Raw genomic sequence first — 21,201 nt, forward strand, 5'->3', positions numbered from 1 at the left:
GGATAAGGGGGGTGAAGGGGCGATCGATTCTCTCATTTCCCCCGGCGTTTTTTGGCAAAGGCGTCCTTTTTTCGCTGGGGCATTTTCCCCTTTTGCCCCGGGTTCTCCGGGCGCTTATGGCGGAAATTCCCGCCCCGTCCCTGCTCCCGGCGCTGGGGCGCCGGTGGCTCCTCTGGCTTCTTGCCGAAGTATTTCTCCCCCTTTTGGGGGCGAATCAGGCACTTTTCCTCGTACCCGATCAGATCTGTCCGCTCCGCCTTCTCCAGAGCCTCTATGACCAAGGGCCGCAGGTCCTTGCGTCCCCACTGCAGCAGCGCCCGCTGCAGGGCCTTCTCGTGGGGGCTCCGGGCCACATAGACCTCCGTCATATCCCGGGGGTCGATGCCCGTGTAGTACATACAGGTGGAGAGGGTCCCCGGCGTGGGGTAAAAGTCCTGCACCTGCTCCGGCAGATGTCCGGTTCTGTGCAAAAACTCCGCCAGGCGCACGCTGTCCCGGAGGGTGCAGCCCGGGTGGGACGACATGAGGTAGGGCACCAGGTACTGCTCCTTGTGATCTGCCTCGTTGAGCCGCTGGTACTTGCGCCAAAACCGCTCAAACACATCGAAATGGGGCTTGCCCATATAGTCCAGCACCGAGGCAACGCAGTGCTCCGGAGCCACCTTCAGCTGGCCGCTGATGTGGTAGTCCACCAATTCCTTAAAAAACTCCTGATTCTTGTCCTGAAGCATATAGTCGTAGCGGATGCCGCTGCGAACGAACACCTTCTTTACCCCCGGCAGGGCCCGCAGCCGCCGCAAAAGCTCCGTGTATTCCGAGTGGTCCGCATCCAGATTCTTGCACGGCTCCGGGGCCAGACAGCTTCGGTTTTTACAGCAGCCGTGCTTCTTCTGCCCCGGGCAGGAGGCATGGCGGAAGTTGGCCGTAGGCCCGCCCACATCGTGGATGTAGCCCTTGAACTGCGGGTCCTTCGTAAGAATCTCCGCCTCCCGCAAAACGGACTCAATGCTCCGGGAGGTGACCATCCGCCCCTGATGAAAGGTCAGCGCGCAGAAGTTGCAGCCGCCGAAGCAGCCCCGGTTGTGGGCAATGGAAAACCGCACCTCCTCAATGGCCGGGACGGGCTCCTTATACATGGGATGCACCTCTCGCACAAAGGGCAGGTCGTAGAGCCTGTCCAGCTCCTCCCGGGGCAGGGGGCGCTGGGGCGGATTCACAATGAGAAACCGCCCCTGACAGGGCTGCACCACGCCGCAGCCCCGAATGGGGTCATTTTCATCGTACTGGAGCTTGGTGGCCAGGGCGTATGCCTTTTTATCCTCCAGGACGCTCTCGTAGGAGGGTACCGTCACAGGCCGGTATATGCATTTTTCCGCATTCTGGCTTAAAAAAGCCGTCCCCCGGACATCGGTAATATCCTCCACAGGCACTTTCTTGGAAAGGCGCCGGGCAATTTCCTTGGTGGCCGTCTCTCCCATGCCGTACACCAGCAGATCCGCCGGCGCATCAAAGAGAATGGGGCGGCGCACCTTGTCGTCCCAGTAGTCATAGTGGGCAAAGCGCCGCAGCGACGCCTCCAGCCCGCCGATGATAATAGGGGTGCCGCTTCCGAAGGCCTCCCGGGCCCGGTTGGCATACACGATGGTAGCCCGGTCCGGCCGACAGCCCATCTTACCCCCGGGGGAATAGAGGTCCTTGTCCCGGCGCCGCTTAGCCACGGTGTAGTGGGCCACCATGCTGTCCAGGTTGCCCCCGCCGATGAACACGCCAAACCGAGGCTTTCCCATGTCGGTGAAGGGGGTGCAGTCGTGCCAGTCCGGCTGGGCCAGCACCGCCACCCGGTAGCCCTCTGCCTCCAGAAGCCGGGCGATAAGGGTGCTGCCGAAGCTGGGGTGGTCGATGTAGGCGTCGGCCATCACCACCAAAAAGTCGTAGTAGTACCACTCCCGAGCCCGCATCTCCTCCCGGCTCACCGGCAGAAATTCCGTTCCTCTCATACCTGCTCTCCGTATCCTATGTAAAGGTCCATGTAGCCCTGGGGCGTCTTTTCAAACCCGTAGTGACGGAAAAAGCTCTCCGTCTCCTCATTGGGACAGTGGAGGCGGATGTGCTCCACACCCTTCTCCCGGTAGTACTGCACGGCCTGGCCCAGGGGACCGATGCCCCGGTTCAGCCCCCGCCAGGCGGGCAGCAGTCCGTAGTATCCGATCCAGCCCACGCCGGGCTCCTTCTGCGGCAGAAGCTGCACGCCCCCTGCCAGCTCACCGCCGTGCAGGACGGCAATGCCCTGACCCTCCGGGCCGATGCCCAGGGCCTTTCGCTGGGCCTCCGTCATGGGCAGATAGTACATATCGCTCTCCAGCATCCGCTCATCCTTCCACCACTTCTGCTTGGCAAAGGTGGACAGGTGCGCGTCTATCAGGTGGTGATTGTCGTCCCGGTACAGCACGGTAAACCCGTCCTCGTCATACTCCAGCAGGGAGATGGCCGTATTGTCCCCGTGGGGGGTGCTGCCCAGCTCGCTGAGAGGATAGCCCTCCAGGGTGCCCAGCACCATCCGCAGGGCCGCTCCGTGGCTGAATACCGCCACGGTCTTGCCATCGTTCTCCTTGGCAATTTTCGTCAGCGCCGGGAGAAAACGATCCAGCACCTGCCGGGCCGTCTCGCCCCCGGGCACCTGCCAGCGGTCTAAGTGCCGGTTAAAGTCTACGATGCGGGCCTCGTCCTCCATCCGCAGAGACTGCCAGGTGTGGCCCTCCCAGACGCCCATGTTCACCTCCCGCAGATTCGGATCGGTGTGCAGGGGCAGGTGTCGGGGCAGATATGCCGCCGTAGCCGTGGTGCAGGTGCGGAACAGGTCGCTGCTGTACACCGCGTCGATGGGGATGTGTGCAAGCCGCTGCTGCAAAACTGCGATCTGCTTATATCCCCGGGCGGTGATGAGGCCGTTATAATGGCCGTGGGCGATGCGATAGAGGTTCCCCTCCGCCTCCGCATGCCGTACTAAATAAATGCGGGTCATGGTGCTCTCCTTACAGTACTTGAATGGTTTTCTTCATGGTGGCCACGGCCTCCTGTGCGGCGGCGGCCATGTCCGGGGCATATTGGATGCTCTCGTCTGCGATCATGGCCCCGTGGCCGTATTCGTCAAAGGCCGGGTAGGCGTTGTCCCCGTCGCAGCAGGCCAGCAGCAGGAAGGTGTCCTTCAGCCGGCGGCGCAGGTCCTTGATGTCCAGGCTATACCCGGTCTCCGCCATAGCTCCGGCGCCAAACCGGGCCGCCTGCTCTCCGGCGGCCAAAAATACCTGACGATCTCCGGCCATGAGGTTTTGCACCGACCCGGTCCCAGCGTCCCGGGTCCGCAGCACGGCGAACACCGCCTTATCCTCCGGAGGCGCCCAGCTCTCTGCGCTGCCGTAGGGCAGCACCGTCACGGCATCGGCGTTTACGCCGCCCCCCAGCCACGGCTCCATCCCGGCGCACCGGGCGTCTACAACGGTGTACATCCCCTGACTTTTCGCCATGTTCACCAGGTTGGAAAGCACATCCATCCCCATGAATCCTTGACGCAGGTAAGGCTCTGCCCGCAGGATCACCGCCGGCAGCAGCTCCGCCGTCTGGGAAATGGCCTGGCTCCCGTGATAGCGCAGGGCCTCGGCGTGGGCCATAGGGCAATCGCCGTACATATTTGTGAAATTATTCAAAAACTTACCGTCCAGCCGCTCCTCATCGGGGTTCAGTACCAGCGCCACCGGGGTTTTACGGCGGCGGATGCACGCTTGCAGGCGCTCTATCGACATAAAAATACTCCTTTTTTGAATAGTATTAAAAAATAAAAAGCCTCGCAGAGTTTGCCGCCCGCAGGCGGCAAAAAATTGAAATCATTTTTCACCGTGACATGTGCATGGGGAAAAATACCTCTCAGGCTGCAAGTGTGGAATTTTGCCGTCTTGCGACAAAATTATGCGCGCAGCAGACTGTAAGCCTTTTGTCGGAAAATTCCGGAGGAATTTTCGACAGTTTTTATTATACTCCCTACGGCGGAATTTGGCAACGCCCCCGCCGTATTTTCCCCATAAACCGGGAGATACTGATGGCGTAGGTCAAAGGAGTGAAAATAAAATGTGTAAAAAAGGATTTCTCTGCGGCATGGCCGTGGGTGTCGTGGTGGGCGTCACCGCCGAGCTGGTGGCCTGTCCCCGGCCCAAATGCCGCAAGACCGCTGTGGGCCAGGCTATGCAGCGCATGGGCAACGCCCTGGACAGCGCCATGGTCTCCGTGGCGAAAAAACTGGAGTGATCCCGGCGGAGGAGCCGCGGTGGGCATGGTGCTTTTCAAAAGGTGCCATGCCCACAATTTGTTTCGATTTTTACCATTTATGTATTGACAATGGGCAAATATTTGGTATAATAAATTTTGCTGTTCGCAGCAAAAAGAATATGCAGTGGTATCGAAGAGGTCATAACGAGCACGACTGGAAATCGTGTTGTCGTCAAAAGCGGCACGAGGGTTCGAATCCCTCCCACTGCGCCATGAGGAAAAGCCCCGGAAGCCCTGCGTTTCCGGGGTATTTTTTTGTTCGCTGAGGGCAAGCTCCGCAATTTTTTCCAAGCCGTAAGCAAAGCCGCCCCGGAAGGAGCGGCTTTGCTTATGTTGAAAAACGGCCGTTAGAGTTCCTTACGGGGCTCCGGAGAGCCGGCCCGATTGGAACGGAAGAGAGGGTTCAGCAGGGCGGCCGCTGCTGCAAAGATGACGGCGGGGAGAATCCAGCTCAGCCCCAGGTCGTACAGGGGCAGCGCCTCCAGGAAGGTGAGCTTGCCCACATACAGCTGCACCGTACACAGCACACTGGTGAGCAGAGCGCCCAGAGTGGCGGCCCGGCTGACGAAATCGGAGGTCTTGGGGACCACCAGGGAAATGAGAATCAGCACCAGAGCAGGAGGATACACCACATCCAGCACCGGAGCGGCGATGGAAACAATGCGGTCCAGGCCCAGGTTGGACACCACGGCGCTGAACACGCAGATGATGACCACAAACACCTTATACTTCACCTTGCCCCGGCACAGCTCGGAGAAATAAGCGGCGGCAGAGCTGGTGAGGGCGATGGCGGTGGTGACGCAGGCCAGGCCCACAACTGCGCCGAAGATAATCATGCCGCCCTTGCCCAAAAGCGCCCCAACAATGGCCATAATCAGCTCGGCACGGCCCACGGCACTGGTATACTGGCCGGAAACAGTGGCGCCCAAATAGGCAAGGCCCATATACACGGCCAGCAGCAGCACGCCTGCCAGCACGGCGCCGCCGCCTACCAGGCGCAGCTTGGACTTGCCGCCGGTATAGCCCTTATCGGTGACGCTCTGCAGCACGATGATGCCAAAGGGCAGGGCCGCCAGAGCGTCCATGGTCTGATAGCCGGACTTGATGCCGGTGACGGTGACATTGGCGATCTTGGGGGCGGTGAGGATATCGCCCAGGGGGCTGAAGATACCCTTGAGAATGATGACAAACAGGCCCACCAGCAGCAGAGGCGTGAGGATCTTGCCCACGATGTCCACCACAGCGGACTCCTTGATACACAGGGCCAAAATGACGGCAAAAAACAAAATGGAGAACAGTACCGGGGAAACGCCGGGCAGATTGGGGGCGATGGCCATTTCAAAGGTGCTGGCGGAGGTGCGGGGAATGGCCACCATGGGTCCGATGCACAGAATGATGGCACACATGAGAATCTCGGCAGGGACGCGGCCTACCCGGTGCAGCACCGCCTCGCTGCTGCCTACCCGCAGCAGGGCAAACATACCCAGCAGGGCCAGGCCGATGTCGGCGATATAGTAAGCGGAAAAGCCCGCCAGCCACTGCTGGCCGGACTCCATGCCCAAATAGGGCGGAAAAATCACATTGCCCGCGCCGAAAAACATGGAAAACAGCGCGAAGCCTACCACGATCACATCGCGGAAGAAATTGCTTTTCTTCTCTTCGTTCATACAATACTCCTCTATTATCCTCAAATCCTTATCCCTTTCCACCTTGGTCATGCAAGGCTTAAATTAAGGGTATCATTTTTTTCATGACAATGGAAATGAATGTTTTCTATTGAGTCATGACAAATATTGAACGTCGACAAATTGCTTGATGAGCTAAATGGAAAAATTGGCAGAATATTAACAGATGCAGGATTGAAAAGGTCATGAAATTGTGATATATTGAAAAATAATTTGTAGTTTTTTGTGAAAAATATACACTGAGTATTTTAGGCTTCGCTGATGGGAAAGAGAGGCAATTATGAACGACAAAAAACTGCGCGCGCTGCTGACAGCCGTGCAGTGCGGCAGTTTTGGCAAGGCTACGGCGCAGCTGGGCTACACCCAGTCGGCCATGACGCACATGGTGAATCGGCTGGAGGCCGAGCTGGGCTGCACGCTGCTGGTGCGCAGCAGTCACGGCGTGCGGCTATCGGAGGAGGGAGAGCAGCTTCTGCCCTATATGCAGGCGGTGATCGACGCGGGGGATGCCCTGCGGCGGGAGGCGGCGGCCCGGGGCAAGCTCCACGAGAACACCCTGCGCATTGGCTGCTTTGCCAGCATCGCCCGGGCAAGGCTGCCGGAGCTGCTGCGAAAATTCCGAAAAATCCACCCGGAGATCCGGGTGGATGTGCTGGTGCGGGGCTACGAGCTGGCCGCAGAGCTGGAGGAGGAAAACATCCAGCTGGCCCTGGTGGACGAGGCCTGCGGCAAGGGCTTTTACTGGACGCCCCTGACGGACGCGCCCCTGGTGGCGGTGGTACCGCCGGACTTTTCCTGGAAGGAAGATACCATACCCCTGGAGCGGCTGCTGCAGGAGCCCTTTCTCTCCTGCCCGGAGCAATACATTGAGCGGATGCTGCCCCAGGACGCGGCCCGGGTGGAGGTAACGGCCTCGGACGACGCGGCCATCCTGTCCATGGTGGCGGGGGGCCTGGGCGTATCGGTGCTGTCGGCCTTTTCCCTGGCGGGATATGAGGGACAGGTGCGGGTGATCCCCCTGGCGCAGCCCATATCCCGGCGGCTGGGCGCGGCGGTAAAATCCCCCCCGGCAGCCAACACGGCGGCCCGGTATTTCTTGTCATTTTTGAAGCGGCAGTCCGCGCTCGGGTGAGGTGAATAAGAAACCTCCCATCCATTTGGCGGATGGGAGGTTCAGCCTTTTGTCGGAAAACCCAGCGGGGTTTTCGACAGTCCCCACAAAAAGCACCCCCGTGGGGGTGCTTTTTGCGGTCTTAGCCCAGCTTTTCGCTGGAATCCTTATTCAGATGTATGGCGCCGTAGAGATTTTTGGCGCTGCAGCCGGCACGGCCACCGCCGGCACAGGCGCAGGCACAGGCACAGGCGCAGCTGCTGGCGCAGGCACAGTGGCTGCCGCCGCTGAAGCCGCCGCCGCCAAAGCCGCCACCGCGGCTGCCGCCGCCGAAGCCGCCCTTCCTGCCGCTGCTCTGGGGCGGGCGGGGCCGGGTTTTGGTACCCACGCTGCCGGGCCGGGGCCTGCCGCCGGGGCCCCGAGGGTACCACAGGCCATTGACGAACACATACCGGGTGCCGAAGCCGCCCACATAACGGCCTACGGAGGTGAGTATGGACACGATGAAGCATAGGACGGCGATCATAATGATGAAGCCGAAAATGGTGGCGATAGTGCTGCTGCGGGAGCTGTCATCATCATAATAGGAATTATCATAGCCGCCGGGAAGGTTGTCCTTGCTATACTGGCTGTCCAGGGCCGTGGGCCAGTTATCGTAGGTAACGGCCAGGGGCAGCTTTTCCCCGTAGCCCATGTCGGTGGCGGTGAGGACATGGTCGCCGCCGTAGGTATCGCCGTCGGAGGCGGTGCCGGTGACACCCGCCGGGTCATGCCAGATGAGGGTCATAGAGCCCACCCGGATGCTGTCGAACCAACCGGGGGTATACTCATAGCGGACGGTGCTGCCGTCCAGGGTATACATATACTCCTGCACCCAGGAATAGGAGAAGCTGAAAACCTCGCCCGCCCGGAAATCGTGGGTGAAGTCGATATAAACATAGCTGTTGTCATTCTGAATGTCGGCAATGTCGCCGCTGAGGGCGGTAAGCTCCCGAATGGAGCCGTTGGGAATGCCGATCTTCACGCCGCCCTGCTGGCTGTTGGTGGCGGGCAGGTCCTCCAGGGCCTGCCACTGAAAGCTGACCAGGATAGAGAGGCTGCCGTCATTGGTGTTGGGGGTGACATCCACCTGGTAGCTATGGATATAGTCATAGTCGCTGGCCCAGGCCGTCTGCACGGCGGCAGGGAGCAGAGCCGCCACCAGGAGCAGGCCCATCAGGAGGGATAAAAGCTTCTTTTTCATTGGGCTGCCTCCTTTCGGTTGCCGGTTTGGAGCTGGCAGATATGCTCCATTTTGGCACTTTCGGCACGGATGGCGGCGCACTGGGGATTTGTCCAAATGGATTCCCAGGGGTCTGTAAGCATATTGCCCAGGGACACGCCCTCCAGCCAGCTCTGGCAGGGAACCACGGTGCCGTCGGGGGTGATGGCCATGTTGCTCAGGCACGCCCCGCAGGAGGGGATAAGCTGCAGGCCCAGAGCCCGGAGCTTCTCCTCCGGGAGCCAGCCGGGGCTGGTGAAGTCCAGCTCCATGTTCAGGCCCCGGGCGGTGTCCACGGCGGTGCGGAGAATATCCTCCAGCTCGCTCTCGGAAAGGCGGGTGGCGAGACTGTCGCCGGTGGTGGCGGCGCCGGAGGGAATGAGGCCCGAGCAGGTGGCGTACCGCACGCCCAGGGAGGCGGCAAAGCGGAGGGTATCGGCAAGGTCACGATTCAGGCTGCACAGAGGGGTATTGATGGACACGATGAGCCCGGCAGCCACGGCATTTTTAATGCCCGCAACGGTGTCACCGAAGCCCTGGGCCCCTACCAGGGTGTTATGCACGGCGGCCTTGTCGCTGTAAAGGGTCACCTGGACGCTGTCGAGGCTGGCCTCGTACAGCGCCTTGCACAGCTCCGGGGTCAGGCGGCGGCCATTGGTGTTCAGCCGGGTGACGAACCACTGGGCGGCATCCACCAGCTCCACCAGGTCCTCCCGTAGCGTGGGCTCCCCACCGGTGAAGGTCACCTGGGGGATATTGGCGGCCTGAAGGCGCTTCAAAATTTCCTTCCACTGGGCGGTGTCCAGCTCCTTTACCTCGCCCATGGGCTGCCCGGCGGCATAGCAGTGCAGGCACTTTTGATTGCAGTGCCACAGGCCGTCCCGGGTCATGGCGCTGACCATCAGGTCCATGCGATGCGGGGCGGACATCTTATCCGCGTACTCACCCAGAGACAGGGGGGCTACCTCCACCTCCGGCTCCTGACCCCGGGCAATGGCCACCAGAGAGCGCAGGAGCGTGCCCATGTCCTCCCGGAGGAGGGACGCCTTCACAAAGGGATAGACCTTCTTCACCGCACGGACAGCCTGCTCCAGCATGGACTCCCAGTCATCGGCGCTGATCTCCAGGCCGGCATAGGGCTCCATGCAGTACATGAACTCGGACAGCAGCACCGCCCAGGAGAAGTTCAGCGGGACAAGCTGCGCGCCGTTGAGCAGCAGCAAAAACGGGTCCTCCGGGGACTGGGAGTGGGGCGGGATCATATGGATGCGCACCACGCCGGGGCCCGTGGGGTCCAGGGTAATATGACGCACGCAAGTTAAGTGCTTGCGGCGATAGTTGTTTTCCAAAAGGGATAAATGACTCATAGGAAACCTCCTCTCTTACTTACCATCGGTTGACAAGGGCAAACACGCCTGCCAACCGATGGTACTCCCAGTATAGCAATCCCGCGGCAAAATGGCAAGAAAAAAAGGAGCCGCCCCATCAAAGACAGAGCGGCCCAAGCGGGTGGGATATTGGAAAGCTTCCGAGACTTATGATAGCCCCCGGGGCAGAATTTGTAAATAGGAGGTTTTGTCGAGGGAAGTCGGCTTTGGTCGGATACAGACGAATCATTACAATTTTGTTAACTTTTCACAAAAATAAATATATGTCTTTTCAGATTCATAGTGATGTGGTATAATGCAAAAAAGGATGAAGGGAAACTCCTCCCCGACCCTTTTGGTACAGACACAAGCGAAAGGAGCCAAAACTATGAAGTTCACATTTACCTGCAAGAAAGTGCCCCTGAATGATTCCGTGAAAGACTACGCCGAGAAGAAGATCAGCAAGCTGGATCGGTACTTCCCGGAGGAAGCCGAGGCATTTGTGACCTTCGCCGTAGAGAAGAAAAACCGCTGCGTGGTGGAGCTGACCATTCGCAGCCAGAACGGCACACTGTTCCGTGCCCAGGAGGAGGATCGCGACGGCGATATGCGCAGCGCTATTGATGAGGCCGTGAATTTCATCGACCGCCGTATCCGCAAAAATAAGACACGCCTTGCCAAGAATCTGCGGGCCGAGGCCCTGGTGCCGGAGGTGCCGGCGGAGTTTGATGTGGCGGAGGAGCCTGCCTACGATCTGGTGCGCACCAAGCGCTTCACCGTGAAGCCCATGAGCACCGAGGAGGCCATCCTGCAGATGAACCTGCTGGACCACAGCTTCTATGTTTTCCGGGATGTGGAGACGGAGACGGTGAGCGTGGTATACCGCCGCAACAACGGTGGATATGGGCTTATCGAGACCAACTGACAGGATAAAAATTTCAAAACCGGGGCGAGAGCTCCGGTTTTTTTGTTGGAGGGACCACCTCTCCGGCACGGTACAAATCCGGGCGGTGGGGCGGGAGCGTTCCGCCGCTACAATATCCGTCTCCCCATTCCGTCTTGCAATCCCGTCTAAAATGCGGCATAATAGCCCATGGAAAGGATGTGCGCATTATGCTGCTTAAAAAAATATACTGTCGGGTGTTTCAGGCCTGCTTCGGCCTGGGGGCCCGGGTACTGCCCTGGCGCAGGCCGGAATGCATCACCGGAGTCGGCAGCCTGCAAAGACTGCCGGAGCTGCTGGCGGACGCCGGGTGCAAAAAGCCTATGATCGTGGCAAGCCGCCGCCAATGCGCCGCACCGGAATTTACTGCCATGGCGGAAAAGCTCCCGGCCTGGAGCGGCTTCCACGGCGTCACGGCCAACCCAAAAATTGAGACGGTGGAGCAGATCGTGGCCCAATTCCGGGCGGAGGGGTGCGACAGCATGGTGGCCATCGGTGGGGGCAGTCCCATGGACGCAGCCAAGGCCGCAGCGGCCCGGCTGGCCCGGCCCAACCGCTCTGTGGGGCAGCTGAAGGGGCTTTTGAAGGTCCGCAGAAAAATCGTCCCCTTTGCGGCGGTGCCCACCACAGCCGGGACCGGGTCGGAGACCACCATCGCCGCCGTGGTTACGGACGAGACCCACCACAAGTATGCGGTGAATGATCTGTGTCTGATTCCACGGTGGGCCATTTTGGACCCGACGCTGACGGTGTCTCTGCCGGCCGGCGTCACGGCGGAGACCGGCCTGGACGCCCTGACCCACGCGGTAGAGGCCTACATCGGCCGCTTTTATAACACCCGGGAGACCCGAAGCCTTGCCCGACAGGCGGTGAAGGCCATTTTTCAATATCTCCCAACCGCCTGTGCCGACGGAACCGATCTTCGGGCCCGGCAGGAGCTGCTGACGGCCTCCTACCGGGCGGGCTTTGCCTTCACCCGGGCCAGCGTGGGCAATGTACACGCCCTGGCTCACACCCTGGGCGGGCTGTACGATGTACCCCATGGCAGGGCCAACGCCGTGCTGCTGCCGGTGATGCTGGAGGCATACGGCCCGGCGGCCTGCAAGCGTCTGGCGGAGCTGGCGGATGTGCTGGGTCTGTGCCCGGCAGGGAGTCGGGCGGAGAAAGCCCGGGCATTTATTGACGCCATTTACCGCATGAACCGGGCGCTGGGCATCCCCGAACGCTTTCCCTGTATTCGGCCGGAGGACCTGCCCCAAATGGCCGCCTGGGCCGAAGCGGAGGCCAACCCCGTATACCCGGTGCCGGTGATTTTCGGCAAGGAGGACTTTATCCGCGTGGCCCGCCGGGTGATGCCGTGAGCCTTGGCAATTAAAAACGAAAAAGGGGAGGCAGCTTACGAAACGGTTCTGTTTCGTAAGCTGCCTCCCTTAGCTTTTTACGGTTTCGGTGCGCTTTATTCGGCGGCGGTTGGCACGGTATAAATATTGATGTGATTTCCCGCCGGGTCCGCCATGCGGAACATATGCCAGCCGTAGGGACGGAAGAAAGGCTCCTGGGTGACGGCCCCGGCTGCCTGCGCCCGGGGGTAGATGTCCTCCAGAGTCGGCACCTGCAGCTGGAAATGTACGGCGCCGGAGGTGGGGAACGGATTTTCCTGGGTCAGCAGCACCAGCTTTGTGCCGGCGAGATCGTACTTAACGCCCCGGTCCTCCGGCCCCTCGTCCCAGCCATAGAACGGTTGTGTCGCAAATACCTGCTCGTAAAAGGTACGGCAAGGCTCATACTGCTCCGACGACACATAGAGAAGCAGCTGAAAGTCCAGATATGACATTTTCGTATCCTCCTATTGCGGATTGCGGCGATAGGGCGCAAAGGCCTCGCAGGTATCCCGCAGCACACGGGTGCAGACCTGCTCACCCTCTTGCAGCAGCTTCGCCTCGTCTACGCCGGTCAAATGATCGTCCCGATAAACAACACGGCCATTGATCATGGTCAGCCAGACGGGGCCGGTGACGCCCAGCTTGGCAAGCATGGATGCGGGGTCATGGAGAGCACCGGCGTACTCCAGGCGCCGGGCATCGACCATGAAGAGGTCCGCCGCCTTCCCGGCGGCAAGCTGCCCCAGCTCCGGACGCCCGATCATCTCAGCGCCCCCCACAGTGGCCAGCTTCAGCATCTCATAGGGAGAGGGACAACCGCCCCGCTTTTTGCTGAGAAAGGTCTGCATCAGGTACGCCAGGCGCAGGGTATCCAGCATATTGGAGCCGTCGTTGGTGGCGCAGCCATCCACGCCGAGGCTTATGGGTATGCCGGCCTTGCGCATACCGGGAATGTCCAAAATCTCGCTGCCGCCCAGCATGGTGGGGGCCGGGCAGTGGGAAATGCCCATGTGGTTTTCCGCCAGCAGAGCGTATTCCTCCGGCAGCGTTTCCCGGCCATGGGCCAGCCAAATGTCACTGCCGACAAAGCCGATGCGGCGGCACCATTCCAGAGAGCGGACGCCGAAGCGGCGCACCATGCTGCTGTTTTCCCCCTCGCACAAATGGGTGTGCATATGGACGCCGGCGCTGCGGGCCAGGCGTATGGTCTCCAGGAAGGTGTCCTCGGTGCAGTTGATGGGCTGGCAGGGGGCCAACACGATTTGCCGCATGGAGAAAGGCTCCGGGTCGTGATAGAGCGCCAGCAGACGCTGGCAGTCGTCCAGGTACTCCGCTGTTGTCTCGCACATCTCATCGGGAATGGTGCTGCCCTTCCAGCGGGGCAGGGTGTTGGTGCCGCGGGCGGCTACAAAGCGAAAGCCCATCAGACGGGCGGCCTCCATCTGTCGGTCCACCCCCTGCTTGCCGGTGGCCGGTGTATAGCAGTACTGGTGGTCTACCGAGCAGGTGCAGCCGTGCTTAATAAGGTCTGCCATACAGGCGGCGCTGGCATAGAAAATCACATCCCCGTCGATACGGACGAAAACCTTATAGATGTCATCCAGCCACTGCATCAGCGTCAGCCCCGGGCGGTCAATCGTCATGAGGTTGCGCACAAAGGCCTGAAAAAAATGGTGGTGTGTATTAACAAGGCCGGGATAAACATACTTACCTGCGGCATCAATGATCTGGGCGTCACCGGCGGCAAGGTTGCTTCCCACCGCTTCAATGCGGCCGCCGCAGATGAGAATGTCGCTGTTGTAGAGCACCCGATCCGCCGGATCGCAGGTCACCACAGCATCCGCGTTTCGAATCAGTATCCTTTCCCTCATGACGGATCCTCTTGCGGCAGCGTGTCCCGATTTTTCATATTGCGGCGATAGGCCAGCACCTCCACCACATTCTTTTCCTCATCGCAGATCTGGAAAATCCGGTCGCCGTACCAGGTATCGGTAAGCCCCAGCAGCACCTCCACATCGTCGCGGCTCTCCAGCCACGCAAAGCAGGCGTTGACATCCTCGGCCTCAATGGTGGTCAGCGCAGGACCCTGGGGCGTATTCTCCGTCTTTTGCCGAATGTCCGTAAAGCCGCCGGCAGAGCGGAGGCGGCAGCCCCGATCCTCGGGACCCCGATCCCAGGAGGTGACCACGGGCATCTGCATGGAATCCCGGTAAAAGGCGGTGATCTTCTCCAGATCCTCCGCAAAAAGAATGGCAGTATACTCATCGGTAAAGTAGCAGCCGCCGTCATCGGCCCCCATGGGCCGATACTGCTCGGAGCGCTGGTAGACCTCCACCCAGTTGCCCACGGGGTCCTTGATGCAGAAGCTGTATTCGCCCCACGGATGAGCCTGCAGGGGGCGGATAACGGTGACCCGAGGCTCCTTTTTCAGGTTGGCGTAGCACAGCTCAATGTCCTTTGCCTCTAACCGCATTCCCGCAGGGCCCTGGGGCAGGGTGGGATGGCGGCAGATCAATTCCAGGCGGTTGTCTCCGATCTTGAACTTGCAGCCGCGATCCACCGGGCTGGTGTACCAGCCATACATCTGGGGCAGACGCAGCAGATCCCGATAAAAGGACTGCAGGGTGTCAAACTCCCAGGAATAATAAACGATCCTGTATTCTTTGCGCCACATATTTTTCCCTTTCTATAATCAGTGCATCAAAATTTCCTCTCGCACATTGCGCAGGTAGGCGTAGATCTCCACCACATTGCCGCTGGGGTCGTACATCTGGAACAGCCGCCGCGCATCAAAGTCCGTGTCACGCAGCACCCCGGCCTCCTTATAGTCCGGGCTTTGGCTGAAGCGGTCATACAGCTTGTTGACGCTGCTGGCCTCCAGGCCGATCATGGACGGGCCCAGGGTGCAGCCTGCCGGACGCCTGCGCAGCAGCAGCTGTGCATCGCCGGCCTGAAGCAGCAGCGCGTCCTCCTGCCGCTCCAGCAGCGGAAGCCCCAGCCGGTCGCAGTAGAAGCTCTGCGCCGCCGCCAAATCATCCTCATAAAGCACGCCGGTAAAGGTGCCGGTAAACATATCCGTTTTATCCACATCGCCGCCGCTGCAGAGGCTGTCGTCCTGCAGCAGATGCACCAGATTGCCTTCGGTGTCCCGGAGGGTTACCTGCCGGGCATCCTGAGAGAGGATCTCGATGTGGGGCATTTCCTCCAAAATCCGCTCCATGCACAGAGGCAGGTCGGAGCACTGGGCCAAAAACTCACTGCGTCCCTGCCGGGGGGTAAAGGGGATCTGGGTGATCTCCAGCCGTCCGCTGCCCATGTAGAAGCGGTAGCCCTTCTGATCGGGGACGATGGACCAGTTATAGTTGGGCTGCAGGCCCAGTACCTCGCGGTAGAAAAAGACACCGCTGTCATAATCCTTCAGGTGCAGGATATATCTGCATTCGTGAAATGTAATATTCATGCCTTCGATCCTTTCGACTGTGATTCCCCGGCGCTTTTCCGGCGCAGACAGGGAGCGGAGAGCGGATGGGGATAGGGGGTGCCATTGGCCGCCGGCGCCCGCATCCGCATACCGGTGAGCTTGATGCCGATCAGCGCGGCCAGATAGGGCAGCATCTGGGTCAGCTGCGTGGCGATGCCGAAGCTCTGCAGGCGCATCCGCAGCGCCTGCATCACGCCAAACAGCAGCGTGGCAAGATAGCCGCCGACGGGAGACCACTGACCGAACTGGTTGGCGGCAAAGGCCATAAAGCCGGACCCGGCGGACATATCATTGACAAACACATTGGCGGAGCTGAGGCACATGACAGCGCCTCCCATGCCGGCAAAAACACCTCCCAGAAGCACCGCACGCATTCGCAGGCGGTAGACATTGATGCCCAGGGTGGCCACGGCGGCGGGGTTTTCGCCCACGGCACGAATCCGCAGGCCCCAGGCGGTTCGATGCAGCAGATACTGCATAACCGCCACCGCCAGCAGGCCCAGATAGATGCAGGCCGGGTAGCCGCTGAGCATGGTGCCCGCTATGGGGACGCGGGAGAGCAGGGGGATATTCACGGCCTGAAAGCCCTCCACCCACGGGGAGATGCCGGTGGTGTCCCACAGGGCGCGCATCAGCATATAGGCAAAGCCCGGGCCGAAGAGGTTGAGGCCGATGCCGATCACGATCTGCTGGCCGTTGCAGTAAATGGCCAGCACCCCCAGGATCAGCGCCAAAAATGCACCGGCGGCGCAGCCGCACAGTAGCCCTACCCAGGGGCTGCCCGTATAGTAGGCGCCCACGGCGGCGAGAAAGCCGCTGAAGAGCATGGAGCCCTCAATGCCGATGTTGATGACGCCGGCCCGCTCGCTGATGGTGCAGGCCAGGGTGCCCAGTGCAATGGGTGCGGTCAGCCGGATGGCAGAGGCAAAAAAGTTGGCAAATGAGATCCAAAAATCCATTATTCAGCAGCTCCTTCCTGTTTCCGGCCCCGGCCGACACAGCTCTTGAGCCGCTGCCACAGGTGGCCCAGCACATTCCACACATCCGGAGAGGCCACCAGCATGACAATAAAGCCCTGGAGCACGGAGATCATCTCCGTTGTCACCTGGCTGGTCAGGCTCATGCTGATGGAGGCGGAGCGCAGCATTCCGAACAGGAAGGCGCTCAGCAGCACACCCACAGGCGAATTCATGGCAAGGGTGGCCACGGTAATGCCGTCCCAGCCGTATCCGGGGGAGAAGCCCATGACAAAGCGCTTATATACCGCCAGGCACTGGATGGACCCGCCCAGGGCAAACAGACCGCCGCTGATGCACATGGCGGCAATCGTCCGGCCATAGATCGGCAGTCCGGCCTGCTGCATGGCACGGGGGTTGCTGCCCATGGCCCGCAGGGAAAAGCCAAAGGGGGTCTTATACAGCATCCAGGTCACGACCACTACGCAAAAAAGCGCCACAAGAACGCCGTAGTTAAACTGCGTGCTGGGGAAAATGCGCGGCAAAATGCTGCCCTCGTTAACAACCACGGTCTCCGTGTTGCTGGCACCGGGACGCTGAAAATAGCTTTTGACGATATACTCCGTCAGCAGGGCGGCGATGGAGTTCATCATAATGGTGGCCACGGACAGTGAGGTCAGGTTTCGCCCGGCAAACAGGGTGGGCAGGAGTGCCCACAGAGCGCCGGCTGCAAAGCCCGCCAGCAGTGCCAGCAGCCAGCCCCACGGCGCCGGCAGCGGCACCGTCAGGCCCACAATAACGGAGGCCAGACCGCCCACCAGCACCTGTCCCTCACCGCCGATGTTGAAAACACCGCTCTGGAAGGCCACCGCCGCGCCGAGACCGGTCATGATCAGCGGCAGCATATATGCCAGCACATTCAGAAAGCTCTTGGTGCTGCCGAAGGAGCCGGTGAGTATGCTCCAATATACGGCCAGAGGATCCCGCCCGGTAAGCCGTATGGTCAGCCCGAACAGCACCAGCGCCAGAACCAACGAAAACAGCGACAATCGAATCCTTGTTTTTTTCACAGTGTCCCTCCTTGCGCAGATGATTTATCTCTGCCGATAAGGCTCGGGGCCGAAGGCCAGGCAGGCCTTCAGCCCCGTGTTGTGTACTTGGCGATTTACGCCGCCTTCCACACCTTTGCTTCTTCAATGGTGCTGGGAACCACGATGGTGCCGTCCTTGATGGCAGCCACCGCCGCATTGTACTTCTCCATCACATCAGCGGGGATCTGATAGGCAGAGCCGTCAAAATCCAGGTACAGGCTGTTCTCTGCCAGGCCCTTTTCGATGGCGCCGGCGGTGAACTTACCGTCAATGACATCCTGAATCGCTTCCTGGGCGCAAGCGGGGAAGTCCCGGATGGCGCTGGCAATGTTGGTCTGGGGGGCGTCTGCATTCAGGTTGCCGTCAAAGAAGATGGTCAGGAAGTTCTTCTCCTTGCCGGCATTGAGGATACCCAGGCCGCCGGCACTGGCGGTGTGGTATAGCAGGCTGGCGCCCTGCTCATGCATGGATGTGGCCAGCTCATAGCAGCCGTTGACCTCTGCCCAGCCGTTGGCATAGTCCACCAGCACCTGGCAGTCAGGGTTGGCATAGTGGGCTCCGGCAATCATACCGGCAGCGCCCAGATTGCACAGGGGGATGTCGTGGGCGCCAATAAAGCCCAGCGTATTGGTGTCGGACAGGCTGGCACCCAGGAAGCCGGCCAAAAAGCCCAGCTCCTGATCGCGCCATGTGTAGCTGCGGATGTTGTCACCCTCCACCACAGCGTCCAGGATCACAAACTTCTGCTGCGGATAGTTGGGGGCCACATTTTCCAGGCTGGAGCTCTGGCTGCCGCCCAGGCAGATGATGAGGTCGCAGTCTCCGCTGTCGGCATAGCCGGATATCAGGCCCTCGTACTCGGCGTCATCCTTGGGCTCGGAATATACCCACTGGATGCCCATGGTGCTCTCCGCCTTCTTCATGCCGTCATACAGTGCGTCGTTAAAGGACTTGTCTCCCAGTCCGCTGGAAGAGAACACAACGGCGACCTTGGTGCCTTTCTTGGAATCGTCACCTGCCGAATCCTTGTCGGACTTCCCGCAGGCCACCAGGGACAGCATTGAGCAGACCGCCAGCAGCATGGCCAGCCACTTTTTCACATTTGTAAACTTCATCTTAGTTCCTCCTTTTGCACGGTTGGTTCTAAGCTGCCGTTTAATCGGCAGCAGGATCAATAAGGGAAGGTCAGTGGGCTTCGCCCAGCATCATGCGTCCTAAGGCCTCACGGGTGGCGTTGTCTGCATCCACAAATCCCATGATCTGCCCGCGGAACAGCACCATGATCCGGTCCGAGACCTTGATCAGCTCATCCAGATCGCTGGAAATGAGCAGCACGGCGCAGCCCTGTTCCGCCGCTGCCAAAATGCGGCCCTGGATATAATCCGCCGAGGCGATATCAACGCCCCGGGTAGGCTGCGCGGCAATGAGCATCCGGCAGCCCCGGTCAAGCTCCCGGGCGACGACGATTTTTTGCTGATTGCCGCCGGAGAGGGTGCCGACCACAACCGACTCATTGGTGGCCGCAATGCTGTAATCGGCGATCTTAGCCTGCGCATCACGGCGGGCGGCCATCCAGTCCTCCAGCAGCGGGCTTTTGGCATAGGGCTTTTCGTCGTAGGCGTTCAGCAGCATATTTTCAAAGAGCCGCATACTGAGGATGAGGCCCATGCCTTGCCGGTCATCGGGAATACTGCCCACGCCGGCATCCCGAATCTGCTTGGTCGAGCGGCCGGTGATCTCCCGTCCGTCCAGGAGAATGCTGCCGGAGGAGGGGCGGCAAAGGCCCAGAAGGGCTTGCGCCAGGGGCGTCTGCCCGTTGCCCTCGATGCCCGCTACGCCCAGCACCTCGCCGGAGCGAATGGAAAAGGTGACATTTTGCACAGCGGCGCCGCCACGGCTCTGCACGCTGAGGTCCTTTACCTGCAGCACCTCTTCCGCCCCAATGGGATGGGGCCGGCGGCGCCCGGTGGGAACCGTTTTGCCCACCATCATCTGCGTCAGCTTTTCCATGCCGGTTTCCTGAGGGGTGGTGGTGCCGATGATCCGGCCCTGCCGAATCACGGTCATGCGGTCTGCAATTTGATAGACCTCCCGCAGCTTATGCGTAATGAAAATCGTGGACTTGCCCAGCTCCCGCAGACGGCGCAGCACATCAAACAACGCGTCGGACTCCTGGGGCGTCAGCAGGGCGGTGGGCTCGTCGAAAATCAAAATGTCCGCCTTACGATACAGCAGCTTGACGATCTCCACTCGCTGGCGCTGCCCGATGGTCAGCTTGTCCACCAGCGCATCAGGGTCTATGTCTAAGCCATAGGAGGCGGCCAGCTCCCGGATACTGCGTGACGCCTCCTGCTTTTTCAGCCGTCCGCATCTGGTCCTGACCTCCTGCCCCAGGGTAATGTTTTCCGCCACCGTCAGGTGCGGAATCAGCATCAGCTCCTGGTGTACCATACCGATGCCGTGGGCAATGGCGTCCGCGGGGCTCTTCAGCACCACAGGCTCGCCGGAAAGGAACAGCTGCCCCTCATCGGGCTGCTCGATGCCGTAGAGCATTTTCATCAGTGTGCTCTTTCCCGCACCGTTTTCCCCCAGAAAGGCGTGCACCTCACCGCGGCGCAAGCTGAAATTAATATGATCGCCGGCCTGTACAACACCGTTATAGCACTTGCACAGGTCAACACACTGTAAAACAACGGGGGCCTCGGTGGCGGTTTGCGCGTGTTCGGCTATCATAGGCTCCTCCTTTCAGGGTCGCTCCCTCCATGGGTCGATACGGACAAGCAGTCCGGTTCTTTTCCATGGGTGGTATTTTGCGTGAACTCATTATACGCCTGCACCCGTAGAATTTGAAGAACAAATAAGCGATGTAAAGCCATCGGTAAGACCGATGGCTTTCAGGTAAAAACAGGGTTTTTGGGAGGTTAATTTAGAATGTCGGAGGTTGCTTTTTAACAAGAATGATGCTAAAATCAGAAAAATGTCCCGCAATTACCATTCCAGCGGTGTCGGTTGGGGCAAACAGTGGCGTGAGGTCTCCGTCTGCGGCAGCAGCGCAAGTATGAGGTGAAAACGATGACATTGAAGCAAATACTATATGTCCGGGCCGTCAGCAAGGCAGGCTCTATCGGCAAGGCAGCAGAGTCGCTGTTCATCTCCCAATCCAGTCTATCCGAGTCGATCCGAAATTTGGAGCGGGAATATGGCATGGTTCTTTTTGAGCGAACCAGCAAGGGCATATCGCTGACGCGCCAGGGAGAGGCATTCCTGAAGGATACACAGCTGCTGACAAATATCTACCAGGATTTGGATGACAAGTATAAAAACCACAAGGGGGAGTGCGAGTATTTTTGCGTATCCTCCCTGCACCATGTCTCCGGAATCGATGCCTTTGAGCATATTGTATGCCAGCCTAAGAATCAGAAATATCATCTGGGCTATTTTGAGGGCAACATGGATCAGGTGCTGCAGGATGTGGAAACCAATCGCTCCGACATCGGCGTGCTGTTTTTCACCAGCGACAGCCGCAGCGCCATCATCAAGGCATGTAATCGGCGGAATATATTTTTTCAGCATCTGAAATATGATCTGCTGCATATTTACATCC

General features: G+C 59.8%; 19 protein-coding genes and 1 tRNA gene. 6 read left to right on the top strand and 14 right to left on the bottom strand.

The genetic code is table 11. From position 1 onward, the window contains the following. Positions 1-32 precede the first annotated feature (32 nt). Genes KI236_RS07055 through KI236_RS07065 form a run of 3 tightly spaced genes read right to left on the bottom strand, consistent with a single transcriptional unit; the run spans position 33 to position 3,800 of the window. Entirely contained in the window at positions 33-1,997 is a 1,965-nt protein-coding gene (locus KI236_RS07055) for a YgiQ family radical SAM protein (protein WP_212820518.1), read from the bottom strand. Then, positions 1,994-3,022 carry a bifunctional histidine phosphatase family protein/GNAT family N-acetyltransferase gene (locus tag KI236_RS07060; protein ID WP_212820520.1) on the bottom strand — a complete coding sequence of 343 codons (1,029 nt, stop codon included), beginning with the start codon at positions 3,020-3,022 and terminating at the stop codon, positions 1,994-1,996. The genes KI236_RS07055 and KI236_RS07060 overlap by 4 nt, the downstream gene beginning before the upstream one ends. A 10-nt stretch (positions 3,023-3,032) precedes the next feature. Beyond that, positions 3,033-3,800 carry a beta/alpha barrel domain-containing protein gene (locus KI236_RS07065; RefSeq protein WP_212820521.1) on the bottom strand — a complete coding sequence of 256 codons (768 nt, stop codon included), beginning with the start codon at positions 3,798-3,800 and terminating at the stop codon, positions 3,033-3,035. A gap of 322 nt (positions 3,801-4,122) precedes the next feature. Here KI236_RS07065 and KI236_RS07070 point away from each other — a divergent pair, with 322 nt between their 5' ends. Both KI236_RS07070 and KI236_RS07075 read left to right on the top strand, forming a co-directional pair. Next, positions 4,123-4,299: a hypothetical protein gene (locus tag KI236_RS07070; protein ID WP_212820523.1), complete on the top strand. Its 177-nt coding sequence runs from the start codon at positions 4,123-4,125 to the stop codon at positions 4,297-4,299. Between the two features lie 142 nt (positions 4,300-4,441). Continuing rightward, positions 4,442-4,533: transfer RNA gene (locus tag KI236_RS07075), tRNA-Ser, on the top strand. Positions 4,534-4,667: 134 nt separating this feature from the next. Here the strand turns inward: KI236_RS07075 and brnQ are convergent. Continuing rightward, the gene (gene brnQ, locus KI236_RS07080) at positions 4,668-5,987 is read right to left on the bottom strand and encodes a branched-chain amino acid transport system II carrier protein (RefSeq protein ID WP_212820525.1); all 1,320 of its coding nucleotides are present in this window, start codon (positions 5,985-5,987) and stop codon (positions 4,668-4,670) included. A gap of 298 nt (positions 5,988-6,285) precedes the next feature. On the opposite strand from brnQ, the gene KI236_RS07085 reads away from it, so the two are divergent. Continuing rightward, complete coding sequence (locus KI236_RS07085) at positions 6,286-7,137, top strand: LysR family transcriptional regulator (protein ID WP_212820526.1); 852 nt, start codon at positions 6,286-6,288, stop codon at positions 7,135-7,137. Positions 7,138-7,258: 121 nt separating this feature from the next. On the opposite strand, the gene KI236_RS07090 is transcribed toward KI236_RS07085, so the two are convergent. After that, positions 7,259-8,359 carry a hypothetical protein gene (locus KI236_RS07090; RefSeq protein WP_212820528.1) on the bottom strand — a complete coding sequence of 367 codons (1,101 nt, stop codon included), beginning with the start codon at positions 8,357-8,359 and terminating at the stop codon, positions 7,259-7,261. Further along, the gene (locus KI236_RS07095; RefSeq protein ID WP_212820530.1) at positions 8,356-9,744 is read right to left on the bottom strand and encodes a radical SAM protein; all 1,389 of its coding nucleotides are present in this window, start codon (positions 9,742-9,744) and stop codon (positions 8,356-8,358) included. Before KI236_RS07095 ends, KI236_RS07090 begins: the two co-directional genes overlap by 4 nt. Before the next feature lie 388 nt (positions 9,745-10,132). Between KI236_RS07095 and hpf the strand changes: the two genes are divergently transcribed. Both hpf and KI236_RS07105 read left to right on the top strand, forming a co-directional pair. Next, a complete protein-coding gene (hpf, locus tag KI236_RS07100) occupies positions 10,133-10,669 on the top strand; it encodes a ribosome hibernation-promoting factor, HPF/YfiA family (protein ID WP_212820532.1) in 537 nt (178 codons plus the stop codon). A 188-nt stretch (positions 10,670-10,857) separates the two neighbouring features. Further along, a complete protein-coding gene (locus KI236_RS07105) occupies positions 10,858-12,048 on the top strand; it encodes an iron-containing alcohol dehydrogenase (protein WP_212820534.1) in 1,191 nt (396 codons plus the stop codon). A gap of 95 nt (positions 12,049-12,143) precedes the next feature. Here KI236_RS07105 and KI236_RS07110 read toward each other — a convergent pair whose 3' ends face one another. The 8 genes from KI236_RS07110 to KI236_RS07145 all read right to left on the bottom strand — a co-directional run bounded on the left by KI236_RS07110 (position 12,144) and on the right by KI236_RS07145 (position 20,330). Further along, the gene (locus KI236_RS07110) at positions 12,144-12,521 is read right to left on the bottom strand and encodes a VOC family protein (RefSeq protein WP_212820536.1); all 378 of its coding nucleotides are present in this window, start codon (positions 12,519-12,521) and stop codon (positions 12,144-12,146) included. A 12-nt stretch (positions 12,522-12,533) separates the two neighbouring features. Beyond that, entirely contained in the window at positions 12,534-13,940 is a 1,407-nt protein-coding gene (locus KI236_RS07115; protein WP_212820538.1) for an amidohydrolase family protein, read from the bottom strand. Then, on the bottom strand, positions 13,937-14,743 hold the full coding sequence (locus KI236_RS07120; protein WP_212820540.1) for a VOC family protein: 807 nt from the start codon (positions 14,741-14,743) through the stop codon (positions 13,937-13,939). The genes KI236_RS07115 and KI236_RS07120 overlap by 4 nt, the downstream gene beginning before the upstream one ends. A gap of 18 nt (positions 14,744-14,761) precedes the next feature. Further along, a complete protein-coding gene (locus KI236_RS07125) occupies positions 14,762-15,529 on the bottom strand; it encodes a VOC family protein (protein WP_212820542.1) in 768 nt (255 codons plus the stop codon). Continuing rightward, positions 15,526-16,509: an ABC transporter permease gene (locus KI236_RS07130; RefSeq protein ID WP_212820544.1), complete on the bottom strand. Its 984-nt coding sequence runs from the start codon at positions 16,507-16,509 to the stop codon at positions 15,526-15,528. Before KI236_RS07130 ends, KI236_RS07125 begins: the two co-directional genes overlap by 4 nt. Then, a complete protein-coding gene (locus tag KI236_RS07135; protein ID WP_212820545.1) occupies positions 16,509-17,576 on the bottom strand; it encodes an ABC transporter permease in 1,068 nt (355 codons plus the stop codon). The genes KI236_RS07130 and KI236_RS07135 overlap by 1 nt, the downstream gene beginning before the upstream one ends. A gap of 95 nt (positions 17,577-17,671) precedes the next feature. Further along, the gene (locus tag KI236_RS07140) at positions 17,672-18,712 is read right to left on the bottom strand and encodes a BMP family lipoprotein (RefSeq protein WP_212820547.1); all 1,041 of its coding nucleotides are present in this window, start codon (positions 18,710-18,712) and stop codon (positions 17,672-17,674) included. 70 nt (positions 18,713-18,782) lie between these two features. Then, complete coding sequence (locus KI236_RS07145; RefSeq protein ID WP_212820549.1) at positions 18,783-20,330, bottom strand: ABC transporter ATP-binding protein; 1,548 nt, start codon at positions 20,328-20,330, stop codon at positions 18,783-18,785. 339 nt (positions 20,331-20,669) lie between these two features. On the opposite strand from KI236_RS07145, the gene KI236_RS07150 reads away from it, so the two are divergent. Next, positions 20,670-21,201 (top strand): LysR family transcriptional regulator (locus tag KI236_RS07150; protein WP_212820551.1); only part of this gene is annotated, 532 nt, incomplete at its 3' end.

The sequence above is a fragment of the Vescimonas fastidiosa genome (assembly GCF_018326305.1).
In the GTDB taxonomy this organism is placed as follows: Bacteria; Bacillota; Clostridia; order Oscillospirales; family Oscillospiraceae; genus Vescimonas; species Vescimonas fastidiosa.

Excerpts from the sequence above, each read along its gene's own strand:
- KI236_RS07055 (WP_212820518.1), bottom strand. The coding sequence starts at position 1,997 with ATGAGAGGAACGGAATTTCTGCCGGTGAGCCGGGAGGAGATGCGGGCT.
- KI236_RS07060 (WP_212820520.1), bottom strand. The coding sequence starts at position 3,022 with ATGACCCGCATTTATTTAGTACGGCATGCGGAGGCGGAGGGGAACCTC.
- KI236_RS07065 (WP_212820521.1), bottom strand. The coding sequence starts at position 3,800 with ATGTCGATAGAGCGCCTGCAAGCGTGCATCCGCCGCCGTAAAACCCCG.
- KI236_RS07070 (WP_212820523.1), top strand. The coding sequence starts at position 4,123 with ATGTGTAAAAAAGGATTTCTCTGCGGCATGGCCGTGGGTGTCGTGGTG.
- brnQ (WP_212820525.1), bottom strand. The coding sequence starts at position 5,987 with ATGAACGAAGAGAAGAAAAGCAATTTCTTCCGCGATGTGATCGTGGTA.
- KI236_RS07085 (WP_212820526.1), top strand. The coding sequence starts at position 6,286 with ATGAACGACAAAAAACTGCGCGCGCTGCTGACAGCCGTGCAGTGCGGC.
- KI236_RS07090 (WP_212820528.1), bottom strand. The coding sequence starts at position 8,359 with ATGAAAAAGAAGCTTTTATCCCTCCTGATGGGCCTGCTCCTGGTGGCG.
- KI236_RS07095 (WP_212820530.1), bottom strand. The coding sequence starts at position 9,744 with ATGAGTCATTTATCCCTTTTGGAAAACAACTATCGCCGCAAGCACTTA.
- hpf (WP_212820532.1), top strand. The coding sequence starts at position 10,133 with ATGAAGTTCACATTTACCTGCAAGAAAGTGCCCCTGAATGATTCCGTG.
- KI236_RS07105 (WP_212820534.1), top strand. The coding sequence starts at position 10,858 with ATGCTGCTTAAAAAAATATACTGTCGGGTGTTTCAGGCCTGCTTCGGC.
- KI236_RS07110 (WP_212820536.1), bottom strand. The coding sequence starts at position 12,521 with ATGTCATATCTGGACTTTCAGCTGCTTCTCTATGTGTCGTCGGAGCAG.
- KI236_RS07115 (WP_212820538.1), bottom strand. The coding sequence starts at position 13,940 with ATGAGGGAAAGGATACTGATTCGAAACGCGGATGCTGTGGTGACCTGC.
- KI236_RS07120 (WP_212820540.1), bottom strand. The coding sequence starts at position 14,743 with ATGTGGCGCAAAGAATACAGGATCGTTTATTATTCCTGGGAGTTTGAC.
- KI236_RS07125 (WP_212820542.1), bottom strand. The coding sequence starts at position 15,529 with ATGAATATTACATTTCACGAATGCAGATATATCCTGCACCTGAAGGAT.
- KI236_RS07130 (WP_212820544.1), bottom strand. The coding sequence starts at position 16,509 with ATGGATTTTTGGATCTCATTTGCCAACTTTTTTGCCTCTGCCATCCGG.
- KI236_RS07140 (WP_212820547.1), bottom strand. The coding sequence starts at position 18,712 with ATGAAGTTTACAAATGTGAAAAAGTGGCTGGCCATGCTGCTGGCGGTC.
- KI236_RS07145 (WP_212820549.1), bottom strand. The coding sequence starts at position 20,330 with ATGATAGCCGAACACGCGCAAACCGCCACCGAGGCCCCCGTTGTTTTA.